The organism is Blautia sp. NSJ-175 (assembly GCF_022867815.1).
Lineage (GTDB): Bacteria > Bacillota > Clostridia > Lachnospirales > Lachnospiraceae > Blautia > Blautia celeris.
Genome location: NZ_JALIFQ010000005.1, coordinates 313695 through 329853 on the forward strand (window position 1 = coordinate 313695; position 16159 = coordinate 329853).

Consider the following 16159-nt stretch of genomic DNA (forward strand, 5'->3'; position numbering starts at 1 on the left):
CATTTCCTACACCAATACTTCGTAAACACCCTCATACAGGAGACCCTGCTCCTGCATCATTTTCTCCGTTCTTTCTCTTTCCTGAACCTCTGTGCACCAGGACAAGCCGCATCCGGCTGACACTGCTCTCGGCAGAGGGATCAGCCTTCCGGGAAGCCCCTGTTCCCTGCACATTTTCTCCATTGCCATAGCCCTGGTTGTGGTTCCGAACGTGACCACCAGCTTCAGTGTTCTCTCTCTCATAATTCTGCCTTCCTTTCGCTGCATACGCTGGCTTTGATAGTCTAACTATAACACCTGCAGACCCTTATTACAAGGGATTCGGGACACTTTTTAAAAAATATTTTAGTTAACCTAAAAATTTTTGTAAAAACTTCTTGCAATCTCCAAAAAGTATGCTATGATGGAATTAACAAGAAAAAATGAACCCTGTCAGAAAGGAGCTTTCTTATGGGCAGATTGAAATTACTGAAACAGGTGGCAGCCGGTCTTGCCAGACAGTTCGGACCGGACTGCGAAATCGTCATACATGACTTAAAGACCAAAGACCTGGAACACTCCATCGTCTATCTGGAAAACGGTCATGTCTCCGGCAGACAACTTGGGGACGGCCCGTCGAATGTGGTGCTGAAAGCGTTAAAGGAAACACATCCGGAAAATCTGACGGACAGGGCCGGTTATCTGACCCGGACGGCAGACGGAAGAGTTTTAAAATCTTCCACTTTCTACATAAAAGACGAAGCGGAGGAGCTTCACTACATTCTCGGTATTAATTATGATATTACCAAGCTTCTCACCTTAGAAGCCGCCATCCACAACCTGACGGACACGGATGAGGAGAAAGAAAAAGAAGCTGCCCCGGAGATCACCCACAATGTAAATGACCTTTTAGACCACCTCATTGAGGAGTCCGTAAACCTGGTAGGCAAACCGGTGGCACTGATGACCAAGGAAGACAAGGTAAAAGCCATCCAGTTTCTGAATGACTCCGGCGCCTTCCTCATCACCAAGTCAGGCGACAAGGTGGCAAATTATTTCGGCATTTCCAAATATACTTTATATAGCTATACCGATGTGAACAAAGAAAAGGGGGAACTAAAAAAATGAAAGAAATCCAATGGGCAGAGAACCGTATGCCGAAGACGGCAGACACCTCTCTTCCGATCATGTCACTGGAAAATGTAGCAAAAGCCAGAGCTTTCCACCAGAGCTTTCCGCAGTACAGCAAAACACCGCTTGCAAAGCTTGACCACATGGCCGAATATCTGGGCCTGGGAGGACTCTTCGTAAAGGATGAATCCTACCGCTTCGGCCTGAATGCCTTCAAGGTGCTGGGCGGGTCCTTCGCCATGGCAAACTACATTGCCAAACAGACCCACAGGGATGTAAGCGAACTGCCCTACGCAGTCCTCACCTCTGAGGAGCTCAGAAAAGAATTCGGGCAGGCCACATTCTTCACCGCAACGGACGGCAATCACGGACGCGGCGTTGCCTGGGCGGCAAACAGGCTGGGACAGAAATCTGTAGTCCTCATGCCAAAAGGCTCCACCCAGACACGTCTTGAAAATATCTTAAAAGAAGGCGCAGATGCCACCATCACAGATGTCAATTATGACGAATGTGTCCGCCGGGCAAACGCCATGGCAGAGCAGACACCAAACGGTGTCATGGTGCAGGATACTGCATGGGACGGCTATGAGGAGATTCCATCCTGGATCATGCAGGGTTACGGAACCATGGCTTCCGAGGCCGACGAACAGCTCGGCGAATACGGCTGTGACCGCCCCACCCACATCTTCATCCAGGCAGGCGTGGGTTCCCTGGCCGGAGCCGTACAGGGATATTTCGCAAACCGCTATCCCGACAATCCGCCTGTAGTCGTAGTCATGGAAGCGGATTCAGCCGCCTGCCTCTACAAAGGCGCCAAGGCTGCTGACGGCCAGATCCGTATTGTGGACGGCGATATGCCAACCATTATGGCAGGTCTTGCATGCGGAGAGCCGAACACCATTTCATGGGATATCTTAAAGAACCATGTATCTGTATTTACATCCTGTCCTGACTGGGTATCCGCCAGAGGCATGCGCATGCTGGCAGCTCCCGTAAAAGGAGACCCCCAGGTGACAAGCGGGGAATCCGGTGCTGTGGGTATGGGACTTCTCAGCGCCATCATGGAGCAGGAAGAATACAGGGAACTGCGGGACTTCCTGAAACTGGATGAGAACGCAAAGGTGCTTCTCTTCTCAACAGAGGGAGACACAGACCCCCAGCGTTATAAAGAAATCGTGTGGGACGGAAAACAGTATAATTGATATAGGAAACCATTTTATAATTAAGAATAAATGTATTGGGAGGATATGATTATGGATTACGGTAAAATCAAAGAAGCAGCACAGGGTTACGAGCAGGCTATGACAAAATTTTTAAGGGACCTGGTAAGGATTCCCGGCGAAAGTGTCGGCGAGGAAGGCCATGTAAAACGAATCGAGCAGGAAATGAACGCCCTGGGATTTGACAAAGTTGTCATTGACCCCATGGGAAACATTTTAGGATATATGGGAAGCGGCAAAACACTCATCGGCTTTGACGCCCACATTGATACCGTTGGCATCGGCAACCGTGACAACTGGGATTTTGATCCCTATGAAGGTTTCGAATCCGACACGGAGATTGGCGGCCGCGGTACCTCTGACCAGCTCGGCGGCATTGTCTCCGCTGTGTACGGCGCCAAGATCATGAAGGATCAGGGACTGTTGGATGACCGCTATACCGTTCTGGTAACAGGAACTGTTCAGGAGGAGGACTGTGACGGTCTGTGCTGGCAGTATATTGTAAACGAAGACAAAGTAAGACCTGAATTCGTAGTTTCCACAGAGCCTACAGACGGCGGCATCTACAGAGGCCAGAGGGGCCGTATGGAGATCCGCATAGATGTGACCGGTGTTTCCTGCCACGGTTCCGCTCCGGAGCGCGGTGACAATGCCATCTACAAAATGGCTGACATCCTCCAGGAAGTGCGCGCCCTCAATGAAAACGACGCTGAGGACTCCACAGAGATCAAAGGTCTTGTAAAAATGCTGGACGAAAAATACAACAAAGAGTGGAAAGAAGCCCGTTTCCTCGGCCGCGGCACAGTGACCACATCCGAAATCTTCTTCACCTCCCCAAGCCGCTGTGCAGTTGCAGACTCCTGTGCTGTCTCTCTTGACCGCCGCATGACTGCAGGTGAGACCTGGGAAAGCTGCCTGGATGAGATCCGTGCCCTTCCGTCCGTGAAGAAATACGGCGCAAAGGTATCCATGTACAACTATGAGCGCCCGTCCTGGACCGGACTTTCCTATCCTACCGAGTGCTACTTCCCCACATGGGTCATTCCCCAGGACCACAAAGTGACAGAGGCTATGGCAGCCGCTTACACAGAGCTGTACGGAGAGCCGCGCATTGACAAATGGACCTTCTCCACCAACGGTGTTTCCATTATGGGCCGTTTCGGCATCCCATGCATCGGCTTTGGCCCGGGCAAGGAAGCGCAGGCGCACGCACCCAATGAGAAGACCTGGAAAGAAGACCTTGTAAGATGTGCTGCCGTGTACGCTGCACTCCCCTCTGAATACTGCAGATAACTGCTGCCGAATCATTTGAATTTATATAAAGAAAGGATATCCATACCATGAAAACATTACAGGATTATATTGATAAATTAAACAAACTGAACTTCAAAGAAATGTACGAAAACGACTTCTTCCTCACCTGGGAGAAGACAGATGATGAGCTGGAAGCTGTATTTACCCTGGCAGACGCCCTTCGTTTCATGCGCCAGAACAACATCTCCACAAAAGTATTCGAGAGCGGCCTCGGCATCTCCCTGTTCCGTGACAACTCCACCCGTACACGTTTCTCCTTTGCTTCCGCCTGCAACCTGCTGGGCCTGGAAGTACAGGACCTGGACGAGGGCAAATCCCAGATCGCACACGGGGAAACGGTCCGCGAGACAGCCAACATGATCTCCTTTATGGCTGATGTGATCGGTATCCGTGATGATATGTATATCGGAAAAGGAAATGCTTACATGCATCAGGTTTCCGATTCTGTCAAAGAGGGCTACGAGGACGGCATTCTGGAGCAGCGCCCCACACTTGTAAACCTGCAGTGCGATATTGACCATCCTACCCAGTGTATGGCTGATATGCTCCACATCATCCACGAGTTCGGCGGAGTGGAGAACTTAAAAGGCAAAAAGCTTGCCATGACATGGGCTTATTCTCCGTCCTACGGCAAACCCCTGTCTGTTCCCCAGGGTGTGATCGGCCTGATGACACGTTTCGGCATGGACGTGGTTCTGGCGCATCCGGAAGGATACGAGGTTATGCCGGAAGTTGAGGAAGTGGCTAAGAAGAACGCAGAAAAGACAGGCGGCAGCTTCAAGCGCACCAACAGCATGGAAGAAGCATTCAAAGACGCAGACATCGTATATCCCAAGAGCTGGGCACCATTTGCAGCTATGGAAGAGAGAACCGACTTATACGGAAAAGGTGACTTTGAAGGAATTGATAAATTGGAAAAAGAACTTCTGGCACAGAATGCACAGCACAAAGACTGGGCATGCACAGAGGAACTGATGAAGACCACAAAGGACGGCAAGGCCCTCTATCTGCACTGCCTGCCTGCTGATATCACAGGCTTAAGCTGTGAATCCGGTGAGGTGGATGCCTCTGTATTTGACCGCTACCGCACACCGCTTTACAAGGAAGCCAGCTTCAAGCCATACATCATTGCAGCCATGATCATGCTCAGCAAATTTGATGACCCGGCAGAAGTTTTAAAGAAACTGGAAGAACGCGACCAGCCGCGTAAATTCAAATAAAACAGGTTACTCTGAAAGAAACCGGGACGGGGTCAGGACACCATTACCCTGTCCCTTTCTCTTTTCAAAATGTCAATTGTAAGAACAGGGGGTTTTTACTATGCAGAAACAAAAAATCGTTATCGCTCTGGGCGGCAATGCCCTGGGCAATACCCTTCCGGAACAGATGGCGGCTGTGAAAGTGACAGCCAAAGCCATTGTAGACCTGATCGAGGAGGGCCACCAGGTCATTATCACACACGGCAACGGCCCTCAGGTGGGCATGATCAACAATGCCATGGCTGCCCTTTCAAGGGAAGACGCAGCACAGCCCAACACTCCGCTTTCGGTCTGCGTTGCCATGAGCCAGGCTTATATCGGATATGATCTGCAGAATGCGCTCCGGGAAGAACTGCTGAACCGGGGTATTGACAACATTCCCGTATCCACCATGGTCACACAGGTACGTGTCAATGAAGATGATCCGGCATTTTCCTCTCCTTCCAAGCCGATCGGAAAGTTTTTGGGCGAGGAGGAGGCAAAGGTCATTGCCGAAAAATACGGCCACATCATGCGTGAGGATGCAGGCAGAGGCTGGCGCCGCTTCGTCGCCTCCCCGAAACCTCAGGAGATCGTGGAGATCGGCGCGATCCGCTCCCTGGTGGACTCCGGTGAAGTTGTCATAGCCTGCGGCGGCGGCGGAATCCCCGTGACGCTGAAGGGAAACCACTTAAAAGGCGCCAGCGCAGTGATCGACAAGGACTTTGCAAGCTGCCTGCTGGCTAAGGAACTGGATGCTGACTATCTCATCATCCTTACAGCCGTGGAAAAAGTAGCCATCAATTTCGGCAAAGAGGATGAGACCTGGCTGTCCGCTGTCTCCACCTCTGAGGCCAAGAAATATGCCCGGGAGGGACAGCTTGCCCCCGGCTCCATGCTTCCCAAGGTGGAAGCAGCCATTGACTTCGCTTCCTCGAAGCCGGGGAGAAAAGCTCTGATCACTCTGCTTCAGAAAGCAAAAGACGGAATTGAAGGCAGAACAGGAACTGTCATCTGCGACAGACTGTGACTGCAGATAAAAACACCCGGAAGGCTCATTTCTCCGCTTTGTGCCTGCCGGGTGTTTTTTTACAGACATCCCCGGACATGGCAGTACCCGGGGATGTTATCGGAATCACTTTATTAGGTTGATATTTCTGAATTTTACTTATTTACCACATTTATGGGATGACCCTCCACAAATGCTTTCAGGTCCTCCACTGCAATATCCATGAGCCTCTGTCTGGATTCTCTCGGCGCCCAGGAAATATGCGGTGTAATGATACAATTCTTTGCCTTAAGCAGCGGGTTGTCCCCTCTGATGGGTTCAGTGGATACCACATCCAAACCGGCACCGGCAACTTTACCGCTGTTCAGCGCATCTTTTAGATCCTCTTCCACGATCAGCGGCCCTCTGGAATTATTGATAATGATCACGCCGTCTTTCATCCTTGCGATACTCTCCTTGTTCACCAGCCCCTGTGTGGAGGGAAACAGAGGGCAGTGCAGGGCGATCACGTCCGACCTGGCAAATAACTCGTCCCTGGTCACATATTCCGCGATCTCTCTCCCGCTGTCATTCGGGTATTCATCATTGGCAATGACCTTCATTCCAAGAGCCTTGGCAATACGCCCTGTTGCCTGTCCGATTCTTCCGAATCCCACGATACCCATGGTCTTGTCAGCCAACTCGATCAGCGGATAATCCCAGAAGCACCAGTCAGGATTATTTTCCCATCTGCCCTCATGGACAGCTTTGTCATGATGACCGATGTGATGGCAGATTTCCAGCAGCAGGGCAATGGCAAACTGTCCCACAGCCGCTGTACCATAGGTTGGAATGTTGCACACCGGAATGCCTCTCTCCTTTGCCGTTTCCACATCTACCACATTGTATCCAGTGGCAAGGACTCCCACATACCTGATATTTCTGCAGGCATCAAACACTTCCCTGGGAAGCGGTGTTTTATTGGTTATAACAGCCTCCGCATCACCGATCCTGTCTATGACCTCCTGCATATCCGTAAGGGATGTGCGGTCATAAACCGTCAGTTCCCCCAGTGCCTCCATATCTTTCCAGGATAAATCTCCCGGATTTTCCGTATAACCGTCCAAAACAACAATTTTCATACTCATTTCTTCCTTTCCAAAAAAGCTTCTTTGTGTCAGATCTGTGGATTCTCCGGATGCAGCATAGTGGCAATGACCTTATCCAGCACTTCATCTTTCCAGATATCTTTCCAGTTTTCCCTCATGACCAGACGGTTCCCCAGTCCGATCGCCACTTTGCAGGCATCTGAAACCGGCGGATTTCCGGGAATATATCCCAGGAAGTTTGCGGACAGATTATAAATATGGCCTGTCAGGAAGGAGACTGCTGCCTCCTTGGGTATTCCCCTCTTCACTGCTTCCTCCACGGTCTCCGCCATGGCATACAGACAGGTGGCTCCCAAAAGCTCCACAAGGGTCGGCTCCAAAAATGCGATCTGCTCTGAGGACATGACATATGCATGCTCCACAGGGGCATACATCTGTTTTGCCACCTCCACACACTGGGCAAAACGGTCATCATCGCCCTGGATTTTTGACATGACAATGTCCTGTTTTCCGCCCATTCCGCCAAAGCGGTCCTGGCGCGCCTCAAAGGTATCCTGATCCAGGAAATAGGACGGGTGGCAGGGATGAGCCACACCAAACGTGCAGTCTTCTCTCAGGGTCAGTTCTCTTGCAACCGCTGCTGCAGGGTCCAGGATAATGAATCCGGTTCCCGGTTTTAACTGTGGCACATAAACAGCGGAGAGTTTGCCGATCAGAGTATCCGGCACAGCAAATACCACCACATCAGCCTTTGCCAGGGCCTCCTCCACAGGAACAGGCTCAAATCCCCTTTCTTTGATGCTCTTAATTCCCGCGTCCGTGGCTTCCACCAGAAGCAGCTCAAATTCTTCCGGTTTCTTTGCCAGATTGTTGCTTGTCCTTGTTCCCATTTTACCGCCTGCACCGATTACACTAACTACGATTTTACTCATTTTATTTTCCTCTTTTCCAATTCCTATATTCTGTCTTTCATTCCTGTCCGGAACGATCCTGCCTGTTACAGATTTTCTTTTACTGTCTTTGCAATGTTCTCGGGAGAGAATCCATAGGCATCAGCCAGCTCTTTTGCAGGGCCGGATTCCCCGAAAGTGGTTAGACCTATGCGTTTTACGAATTTCGGCGCGTTCTCTGCTGAAAGCCTGCTTATGTATGCACCCAGACCGCCGTTAATATTGTGGTCCTCCACTGTCACGATCTTCTCCGCTTTCCTGATAGCCTCAATGATCTTCTCCGGATTCTTTCCATATAAGATGTTAATATCCCCAACCGTTACATTTACACCCTGCTCTTTTAACAGATCCGCTGCTGCCAGGACACGGTCCAGAACAAATCCGCTGGATAACAGAAGTGTGTCATTTCCGTATTCTCTTAAGACAGTAATGCCGTCCGAAGAGAAGGGTGCGTCTTTTTCATACACATTTGCCTCTCTTCCGCTGCCTGCCCTTACATATACAGGTCCATTGATCTTAGCTGCCATCTGTACTGCTTTGTATGTCTGGTAACCGTCTGCCGGAGTCAGGATCGTGTAATTGGGAATGTTGGAAAGGATCCCCAGGTCTTCATAGAACTGATGGGTAACCCCCTCTCTCTCGCCTCCCAAAAGGCCGGAATTGATGCCCACAAACTTTACGTTCAGATTCGGATACGCAACAAAGGTGCGCATCTGCTCACAGGCACGCATGGTCATAAACCCTGCATATGTACCTACAAAAGGGGTCAATCCTGCCGCCGCCAGACCTGCTGCGGTGTCCACTGCATTCTGCTCTGATATTCCCACTTCCACATACTGCTCAGGATACAGCTCTGCAAATTTTGTTGCACGCATCGCTTTTAATGAGTCGGGTGAAACAAACATGATCTTATCGTCATTTGCTGCCAGATCTATAAGCGCCGCAGCAAAGGCCTCCCGCGTTCCCTTGAATTCTGCCATTATTCTGCACCTCCTAATTCTTTTACTGCCTGCTGATACTGTTCCTCTGTGGGAACGCCCTTGTGCCATGCGTTATCATTTTCCATAAAGGAGAGTCCTTTTCCCTTCACACAGTCGCATACAATGACACTTGGTTTTCCCTTTGTCTCTTTTGCTTTTGCAATGGCCGCTTTGATCGCGTCCGCGTCGTGGCCGTCAATCTCCTGGGCATCCCACTGGAACGCCTCAAAACGCTCTTTTATATTGTTGGAGCCAATGGTCTCCTGTACAGAAGCACCGCTCTGCCATCCGTTCTTGTCCACGAATACGATCAGGTTATCAAGCTTGTGGGCCGCTGCGGAATTGATTCCCTCCCAGCACACACCCTCCTGAAGCTCACCGTCCCCGGCAATCACATACACATTGTAGTCTTTCCTTCTGTATTTTCCCGCCAGTGCCATACCTCCGGCGATGGAAATGCCGTTCCCCAGGGAGCCGGATGTCATATCCACACCTTTTGTCTTGTTCATGACCGGATGCCCCTGGAATTTACTTCCCAGTGCTCTCAGCTTAAAGTCCTTAATTTTCTCTCCGAAATAACCTCTCTCAGATAATGCCGCATAGTAAATAGGGCATGCATGGCCTTTTGACAGGATAAAACGGTCTCTGTCCTCCCAGTCGGGGTTGGCAGGATCTATTCTCATCTCATCGAAGAAGAGGACTGCCATAATGTCCGCTATTGACAGTGCCGGGCCCGGATGTCCGTCCTTTCCTTTATAGACCATATCCACGGCTGTCATCCGAAGATGATCTGCCACCTGTTTCAGTTCTGCGCTGTTCATACGAAAACCTCCTTGAATTTTTATATATTTTATCAGTTACTATCAAACTCCCATAATACCCGGAAGCCAGGTGATAATTGCCGGAATGAAGGTCATTACCAGCAGTGTTGCCACTTCAATGCACAGGTAGGGAATAATCCGTTTACTGATCTTCCCTATACTGGTATTGGCTATACCCGAAGCGACAAACAGGTTCACTGCCATCGGCGGTGTGATCATACCGATGGAGGTATTGATAATAATGATGATACCTAAAGCGACTGGTGATAATCCCAGGGAAGCTGCAATGGGCAGCAGAATCGGGGTTACCAGCAGAATGATGGACTGTGTCTCCAGGAAACATCCCAAAAACAGCAGGATCACATTGATCATCAGCAGCAGTGCCACTTTATTGGTAAACAGGCCCAGTACGCTGGACGCGATAAAAGTGGGGATATTCTGGTTCGTCATAAACCAGGCAAAGGGTGCTGACATGCTGACCACAAACAATACCACCGCTGAACTCACGGTAGATTTACGGAAAATCTCGTAGATATCCTTTAATGTCAGTTCTTTATATACAAATACACTGATGATAAAAGCATACACACAGGCAACCGCCGCGGATTCCGTAGGTGTAAATAAACCGCCGTAAATGCCTCCCAGAATGATCACAGGCATAAAAATGGCGAGGAGTGCCTCTTTAAAAGAGTGAGCAAAGGCTTTTAAAGTAACCTTGCCATTCTCTGCGGCGTCGTATTTTTTACAGATCACAATATTGGTTGCGATCAGCACTGCCGCAAGCAAAAGCCCCGGAATGACACCTGCCATGAACATGGTTCCCACAGATACGGATGCTGTCACCGCATAAGTTACCATGGGAATACTGGGCGGAATGACAACTCCCAGTGTTCCGCCGGATGCTGCAACGGCTGCAGCCACATCTTCCGGGTACCCCTTCTGCTTCATCCTCGGAACTGTGATACCGCCGATGGCAGCGACTGTTGCCGGATTGGAACCGGAGATGGCACCAAAGAACGCGGAGGCCACGACTGTGATACAGGACAGACGCCCGGGTATTCTTCTCATCAGTATTTCAATAAAATCTATGAGCCGTTTGGAAATGCCTCCCTTTTCCATAATGTTTCCGGCCAGTATAAAGAAGGGAACAGCCATCAGAGTAAAATTATCCGCCTGGGTAAACATTCTCTGGGCAACTGCAGGGAGCAGATTCAGGTTCCCGCTGGCTACGATCGCCACGCACACGGCTATTCCCAGGCAGATGGCAATGGGGACTCCCAGAAACAGCATGACAAATAAAACTCCGAACAACATTCCTATAATCATTTTTTCTCTTCCTCCTTCTGCCCAATCTCTTCTGGTTTTTCTTTTCCCGTGACCTTCTCAAATGTATGCCATGCGTAGCAGAGAGCCATAAGGATCAATCCCAGAGGAATGGAGAGATACATGATCCACATAGGCCACCGAAGGCTCGGCGTCACCTGCCCGCTTGCCATCTGTTTCTGCAGAATGGTCACTCCATAATAGGAAGCGAAGATACTGAACGCAACCACCAGGACAGAGTCCAGCACATAAATGATTTTCAGCACTGTCCCGGAGCAGAACAACTCCAGGGCCTCCACGCAGAAATGTTCCCCATTGCATGCCGCAACACCGATTCCGAGAAAAATCACCCATATCATACAGTACCTTGCCAGCTCTTCTGCCCATGGGATCACAAACAAACCGGTGAAACGTGCCACTGTGGCAATAAATATAACTGCGCACATAATAACCATTAACACTACCAGAAGTATTTCTTCCGCTTTCTTTAGTCCGTTAAATAGCTTTTCCAAAATGTCCACTCCTTCTGTTTAGTTAGATGACTGAATTTTCTCTACCAGCTCCTTGTTCAGCTTCAGGCTGTCCAACTGGTCATAGACCGCATCCGCTGCACTCTTCCACACTTCTTTATCCACTTCTGTCACCGTAACGCCTGCTTCTTTCATGTTTTCAATTGCTTCTTCATTATAGCTGCTGCTGTATTCCCTCTGATAATCCTTTGCCTCCTCTGCTGCTTTGTCGAAAGCTTCCTTCTGTGCATCCGTAAACCCATCGTAGGTACTCTGGGCGATCATCAGCACACAGGGGGAATAGAAAATATCAATCATGGAAACGTATTTCTGCACTTCATACACCTTGGCGGATTCTATGATGGCAATGGGGTTTTCCTGTCCGTCCACGGTTCCCTGCTGAAGCGCTGTGAAGATCTCACTCCATGCCATTGGTGTTGCTGTGGCACCCAATGTCTGGTAGGTTGCCATATGTACGCTGTTTTCCATGGTACGGATCTTCATTCCTTTTAAGTCTTCCGGTGTTTTGATCTCCTTTTTGTCGTTGGTCACCTCACGGAAACCATTCTCCCAGAAGCCAACGCCCCTGATTCCCTGGCTCTCCAGCTGACCCAGAAGGGAAGTTCCGATTTCACCGTCCAATACTTCATAGGCATGTTGTTCATCTTCAAATAAGTAAGGGAGGTCCAGCACCGCAAAGTCAGAGACAAAGTTCGGTATGGGTCCTGTGGATATGAGGCACATCTCCTGTACTCCCATCCCCACATTTTCCATCATGTCTCTTTCATTTCCCAACTGGGAGTTTGGATAGATATCAAGTGTCATCTCACCGTCGCTGTACTCCTCCAACAGCTTCTGCATTTCCTGCAGACCTTTCACATAATGACCTTCGGGAGCTGTGGTGGTTCCCACCTTCAGGCGCAGTGTGGCGCTGTCCGCCCCAAGCATGGTGTCTTCACTTTTCGTCCCGCTGTCGGATGTACTTTTGGAGGACTGCGTCACAGAGGCATCTGCGTTTCCTCCTCCGCCGTTATTTCCACATGCAGTCATAACGCCTGCCAATGTTACAGTCAGAATTGCTGCTAAGATCTTGTTTTTCATGTCCATTCTCCTTTTCTCTCATTTCATTTGTCGTTCGTTAAACATCTGATGTTTTATGTATATCATTTATCGACTGATTTGTCAATGAATTTTCCAAACTTTTTTCTATTATATGTGTATTTTGTTAAATATAAATAAATTACCCATGGAAATCTTATGCATAATATCTTATATCTAATATTTGACGTATGATGATTCCCCATGATAAGATAGTTACAACAACTAAACATTTTTGACTTTTGAGAATAATAATAGATTCGGAGGTGAATATTTGAGTAATTTATTTGAAGCAAGCAAACGGGAATCCGCTGTCGATCTGGTTGTAAACAGTATTAAACAGCTCTTAATGGAAAGGACCTTAAAACCAGGCGATAAACTTCCCAGTGAGTTGGAGATATCCGAAGAACTGCGGGTGAGCCGCGGGTCCGTCCGGGAGGCGATGAAGATTCTTTCTGCTTTCGGACTGGTGGATATCCGGGTGGGCAACGGTACTTATGTCTGTGAAACACCGGGAAATACCACTATGGATTCCCTTCTGTTCAGTTTCTTTATCTCCAATCCGCAGATTGATGACCTCTATGAGTTCCGACATATCTTTGAAAACGATATTCTTACTATGATTCTGGAACACTACGATGACAATGGAAAAGAGAGAAAAGCGCTCCGTGATAATCTGGAGCAGTTAGAGCGCCTGATGGCCAACGGCGCATCCGACAAAAAGCTGTCAGAAAACGACCTGGAATTCCACAGAATTTTAGGCCAGGCATCCAAAAATCTCCTGGCTGAACGGGTTTATAATTTTATCATAGACTTTATGGAACCCTCCATTGCTGCCACCCATAAGGGCCGCAGCGGAGAGATTGTCTATGAAATTCATCGCGATATTGTGGATTTGATCGAATCAAAAGACGCGGGCAGAATTGATGAAGCCATCACAAAATCCGTAGATACCTGGTCCATACTCCAGCCTTCCCTGAATCCATGGGGAGAATAAGGATTTCCGCCATTTGTTTGACGTATTATGTTTTTTTTGATAGAATAACTATAATTAACAACGATCGGGGTGGAATACATTATGAGTAATTTGTTTGAGGCCAGCAAGCGTGAATCTGCTGTAGATATTGTAGTGAACAGTATCAAGCAGTTATTGATGGAAAGGCGTCTGAAACCGGGGGATAAGCTCCCCAATGAACTGGAAATTTCCGAAGGATTAGGTGTCAGCCGAGGTTCCGTAAGGGAAGCCATGAAAATCCTGTCAGCCTTCGGGCTGGTGGACATCCGGGTGGGTAACGGCACTTATGTCTGTGAAACACCGGGAAATGAGCTGATTGACTCTCTTCTGTTCAGCTTTTTCGTGTCCAATCCTGACATCTCCAATCTCTATGAATTCCGGAAAATATTCGAGACCGATATTCTTGAATTGATTCTGGAGCACTATGACGAGAATGCCGCAGAACGCAAAAAGCTTGCAGAAAACCTGGAAGAGTTAAAAGCGCTGATCGACAGCGGTGCTCCCCAGTCTAAAATAACAGAAAATGATCTGGATTTTCACCGCCTCTTAGGACTTGCCTGCCATAACCAGATTGCTGCCAGGATTTATGCTTTTGTCATGGATTTTATGCAGGCTTCTATCACCAATACCCACAAGCATCAGAATGGGGAGTATGTGTACAATACCCATATGGCGGTTTATGAGGTCATTGAGAAAAGGGATCACACCAGGATTGATGAAGTTGTGGACAGGACGGTGGAGGTTTGGTTTAAACTTCAGGACGCCTGATCAAAAGAGCCATCCGGCTTAAAAGCGGACGGCTCTTTTGCTTTTCTCTCAATCCCTGGAAACCAACAAAACCCGTTTCTCAAACCCGCCCCGCAGCCGCCGTTTTTCTTCTCGGACTTCCTGCAGTTTTTCCACGGTATATCCTCTGGCTTCGCATATGGCATAGATGACCTCCAGGGCGTCGGCGAGCTCTTCCAGCTCCTTGCTCTCCTGGTATTCTGCAATCTCCTCATCCAGCTTCTTGTCAAGCTCTGTTATGTATGCAGCCGCGGACAAAATTTCTGTATGGGGTATTCCGCCTCCCTCTCTTATGATATCCGGAATTTTATCCCGCACCAGTTTATTAAAGATTTTCATTACGCACCTCCGTATAAACACACCGTCCCCTCCGGACGGTTTTCATTTTCCGTAAATAACAAAAAAACCCTTGAAAATTCAAGGGTTTTCATCGAGCTGCCTAGCGGATTTGAACCGCCGACCTCCGCCTTACCAAGGCGACGCTCTACCAACTGAGCCAAGGCAGCATTCCTAGTGATGTGCTGTGTAACTCGTCATCACAATTAAGAATTCTAACAAAAGTTGTGTCAAATGTCAAGATATTTTTGAAAACTTTTTTATTTTTTTGTCGCAGCAGCCAGAACGGTGTAATATGCCCCCTGTGCGGTGCCCGGTTTGTGCACCGCACAGGTCATATTGTCACTGCTGTTTATCAATGCAGCGCTTTATTTTTTGTTTCCGCTGCAGTAGCCTGCCTGGAAATCCATGATGTTTCTGAGCTTCTGTCCCTGCATGTACCGTTTCAGGTTCTCTGTGCAGATATTTACCACCTTATCCAGGGTTTCCGGAAGGTGATAGAAGCCTGACACATGGGGCGTGATAAATACATTGGGATAATCCCACAGTCTGTGGTCAGCCGGAAGCGGCTCAGGTTTTGTCACGTCCAGGGCCACGCCTGCCAGACGGCCCTCATCCAGCACATCGCAGAGGTCCTCTGTACAGACCGCATCGCCGCGGCCGCCGTTCAAAAAGAAGGCACCCGGCTTCATGAGATGGAACAGTTCCTTGTCAAACAGGCCCCTCGTCTCCGGTGTACTGGGCAGGAAGGAGACCACCACATCGGCATGGGGCAGCAGTTCTCTGCAGTCCTTCATCAGATGCGGCTCATCAATGTACTCCGGGCAGTTACCCGGACTTTTCTTCACACCAATGACATAAGCGCCCAGGGCATGGGCCATCTTGGCAAAGTGGCGGCCGATATCCCCCATTCCGAAGATCAGCACTGTAGAGTCCGCAATGGAAGTCACGGTTCCGTGTTCGTCCCAGATATGCTTATTCTGACTGTCACGGTAGAGATGCAGTTTCTTCTGCATGGCTAACAGCATGGCAAACATATGCTCGGAAACAGTCTTTCCGTAGGCTCCGTTTGCTGTTGTGACAACTGTATTTTCATCCAGAATGCCCTGGCCTGTATAAGCGTCAGCTCCGGCAGAGTTTAACTGCAGCCACTGTAGTTTTTTGGAAGCTCCGATTTTATCTGCCGGGACATTTCCCAGAATGATATCCGCCTCCTGCACCTGTTCCCTGCTCACTTCCCTGATCGAGGAATATACAAAATGATTCCCCGGTGCCGCCTCCTCCAGAAGCTCTCTATGTTCTTCTCTCACAGGTATCACTACCAGAATTGTTTTTTCCCTCATGTTGCTACCTCCCGTTCTT

General features: G+C 49.1%; 17 protein-coding genes and 1 tRNA gene. 7 read left to right on the forward strand and 11 right to left on the reverse strand.

Features of this window, described 5'->3' with window-relative positions; genetic code table 11:
* Positions 1-6: 6 nt before the first annotated feature.
* Positions 7-243, reverse strand: a complete 237-nt coding sequence (locus tag MUB35_RS10650) for a DUF3343 domain-containing protein (RefSeq protein ID WP_033142948.1) — start codon at positions 241-243, stop codon at positions 7-9.
* Between the two features lie 207 nt (positions 244-450).
* On the opposite strand from MUB35_RS10650, the gene MUB35_RS10655 reads away from it, so the two are divergent.
* The 5 genes from MUB35_RS10655 to arcC all read left to right on the forward strand — a co-directional run bounded on the left by MUB35_RS10655 (position 451) and on the right by arcC (position 5912).
* Positions 451-1107, forward strand: a complete 657-nt coding sequence (locus tag MUB35_RS10655) for a helix-turn-helix transcriptional regulator (RefSeq protein WP_033142947.1) — start codon at positions 451-453, stop codon at positions 1105-1107.
* Entirely contained in the window at positions 1104-2312 is a 1209-nt protein-coding gene (dpaL, locus tag MUB35_RS10660) for a diaminopropionate ammonia-lyase (RefSeq protein WP_033142946.1), read from the forward strand. The genes MUB35_RS10655 and dpaL overlap by 4 nt, the downstream gene beginning before the upstream one ends.
* A 45-nt stretch (positions 2313-2357) precedes the next feature.
* Positions 2358-3623 (forward strand): YgeY family selenium metabolism-linked hydrolase, encoded by a 1266-nt coding sequence (locus tag MUB35_RS10665; protein WP_334295324.1) that lies wholly within the window; start codon positions 2358-2360, stop codon positions 3621-3623.
* A gap of 47 nt (positions 3624-3670) precedes the next feature.
* Positions 3671-4864 carry a knotted carbamoyltransferase YgeW gene (gene ygeW / locus MUB35_RS10670; RefSeq protein ID WP_033142944.1) on the forward strand — a complete coding sequence of 398 codons (1194 nt, stop codon included), beginning with the start codon at positions 3671-3673 and terminating at the stop codon, positions 4862-4864.
* A gap of 100 nt (positions 4865-4964) precedes the next feature.
* Positions 4965-5912 carry a carbamate kinase gene (gene arcC, locus MUB35_RS10675; RefSeq protein ID WP_244806184.1) on the forward strand — a complete coding sequence of 316 codons (948 nt, stop codon included), beginning with the start codon at positions 4965-4967 and terminating at the stop codon, positions 5910-5912.
* Between the two features lie 134 nt (positions 5913-6046).
* Here arcC and MUB35_RS10680 read toward each other — a convergent pair whose 3' ends face one another.
* From MUB35_RS10680 to MUB35_RS10710, 7 genes are all read right to left on the reverse strand, one after another.
* Positions 6047-7012: a D-2-hydroxyacid dehydrogenase gene (locus tag MUB35_RS10680; protein ID WP_033142942.1), complete on the reverse strand. Its 966-nt coding sequence runs from the start codon at positions 7010-7012 to the stop codon at positions 6047-6049.
* Between the two features lie 35 nt (positions 7013-7047).
* A complete protein-coding gene (locus tag MUB35_RS10685) occupies positions 7048-7911 on the reverse strand; it encodes a phosphogluconate dehydrogenase C-terminal domain-containing protein (RefSeq protein ID WP_033142941.1) in 864 nt (287 codons plus the stop codon).
* 65 nt (positions 7912-7976) lie between these two features.
* On the reverse strand, positions 7977-8909 hold the full coding sequence (locus tag MUB35_RS10690) for a transketolase family protein (RefSeq protein ID WP_148392189.1): 933 nt from the start codon (positions 8907-8909) through the stop codon (positions 7977-7979).
* Positions 8909-9730 carry a transketolase gene (locus tag MUB35_RS10695; RefSeq protein WP_244806185.1) on the reverse strand — a complete coding sequence of 274 codons (822 nt, stop codon included), beginning with the start codon at positions 9728-9730 and terminating at the stop codon, positions 8909-8911. The genes MUB35_RS10690 and MUB35_RS10695 overlap by 1 nt, the downstream gene beginning before the upstream one ends.
* A gap of 42 nt (positions 9731-9772) precedes the next feature.
* Positions 9773-11056: a TRAP transporter large permease gene (locus MUB35_RS10700; RefSeq protein WP_207727950.1), complete on the reverse strand. Its 1284-nt coding sequence runs from the start codon at positions 11054-11056 to the stop codon at positions 9773-9775.
* Positions 11053-11565, reverse strand: coding sequence for a TRAP transporter small permease (locus tag MUB35_RS10705; protein ID WP_033142599.1), 513 nt, complete (start codon positions 11563-11565; stop codon positions 11053-11055). Before MUB35_RS10705 ends, MUB35_RS10700 begins: the two co-directional genes overlap by 4 nt.
* Before the next feature lie 18 nt (positions 11566-11583).
* Positions 11584-12663 carry a TRAP transporter substrate-binding protein gene (locus MUB35_RS10710; RefSeq protein WP_244806186.1) on the reverse strand — a complete coding sequence of 360 codons (1080 nt, stop codon included), beginning with the start codon at positions 12661-12663 and terminating at the stop codon, positions 11584-11586.
* Between the two features lie 271 nt (positions 12664-12934).
* On the opposite strand from MUB35_RS10710, the gene MUB35_RS10715 reads away from it, so the two are divergent.
* Positions 12935-13657, forward strand: a complete 723-nt coding sequence (locus MUB35_RS10715) for a FadR/GntR family transcriptional regulator (RefSeq protein ID WP_033142597.1) — start codon at positions 12935-12937, stop codon at positions 13655-13657.
* A gap of 81 nt (positions 13658-13738) precedes the next feature.
* Positions 13739-14443 carry a FadR/GntR family transcriptional regulator gene (locus tag MUB35_RS10720; protein ID WP_148392187.1) on the forward strand — a complete coding sequence of 235 codons (705 nt, stop codon included), beginning with the start codon at positions 13739-13741 and terminating at the stop codon, positions 14441-14443.
* Between the two features lie 48 nt (positions 14444-14491).
* Here the strand turns inward: MUB35_RS10720 and MUB35_RS10725 are convergent, their stop codons facing one another.
* From MUB35_RS10725 to MUB35_RS10735, 3 genes are all read right to left on the reverse strand, one after another.
* Positions 14492-14800, reverse strand: a complete 309-nt coding sequence (locus MUB35_RS10725) for a nucleoside triphosphate pyrophosphohydrolase (RefSeq protein WP_244806187.1) — start codon at positions 14798-14800, stop codon at positions 14492-14494.
* Positions 14801-14894: 94 nt separating this feature from the next.
* Positions 14895-14967, reverse strand: a tRNA-Thr gene (locus tag MUB35_RS10730).
* 198 nt (positions 14968-15165) lie between these two features.
* Entirely contained in the window at positions 15166-16140 is a 975-nt protein-coding gene (locus MUB35_RS10735) for a D-2-hydroxyacid dehydrogenase (protein WP_033142584.1), read from the reverse strand.
* Between the last annotated feature and the right edge of the window lie 19 nt (positions 16141-16159).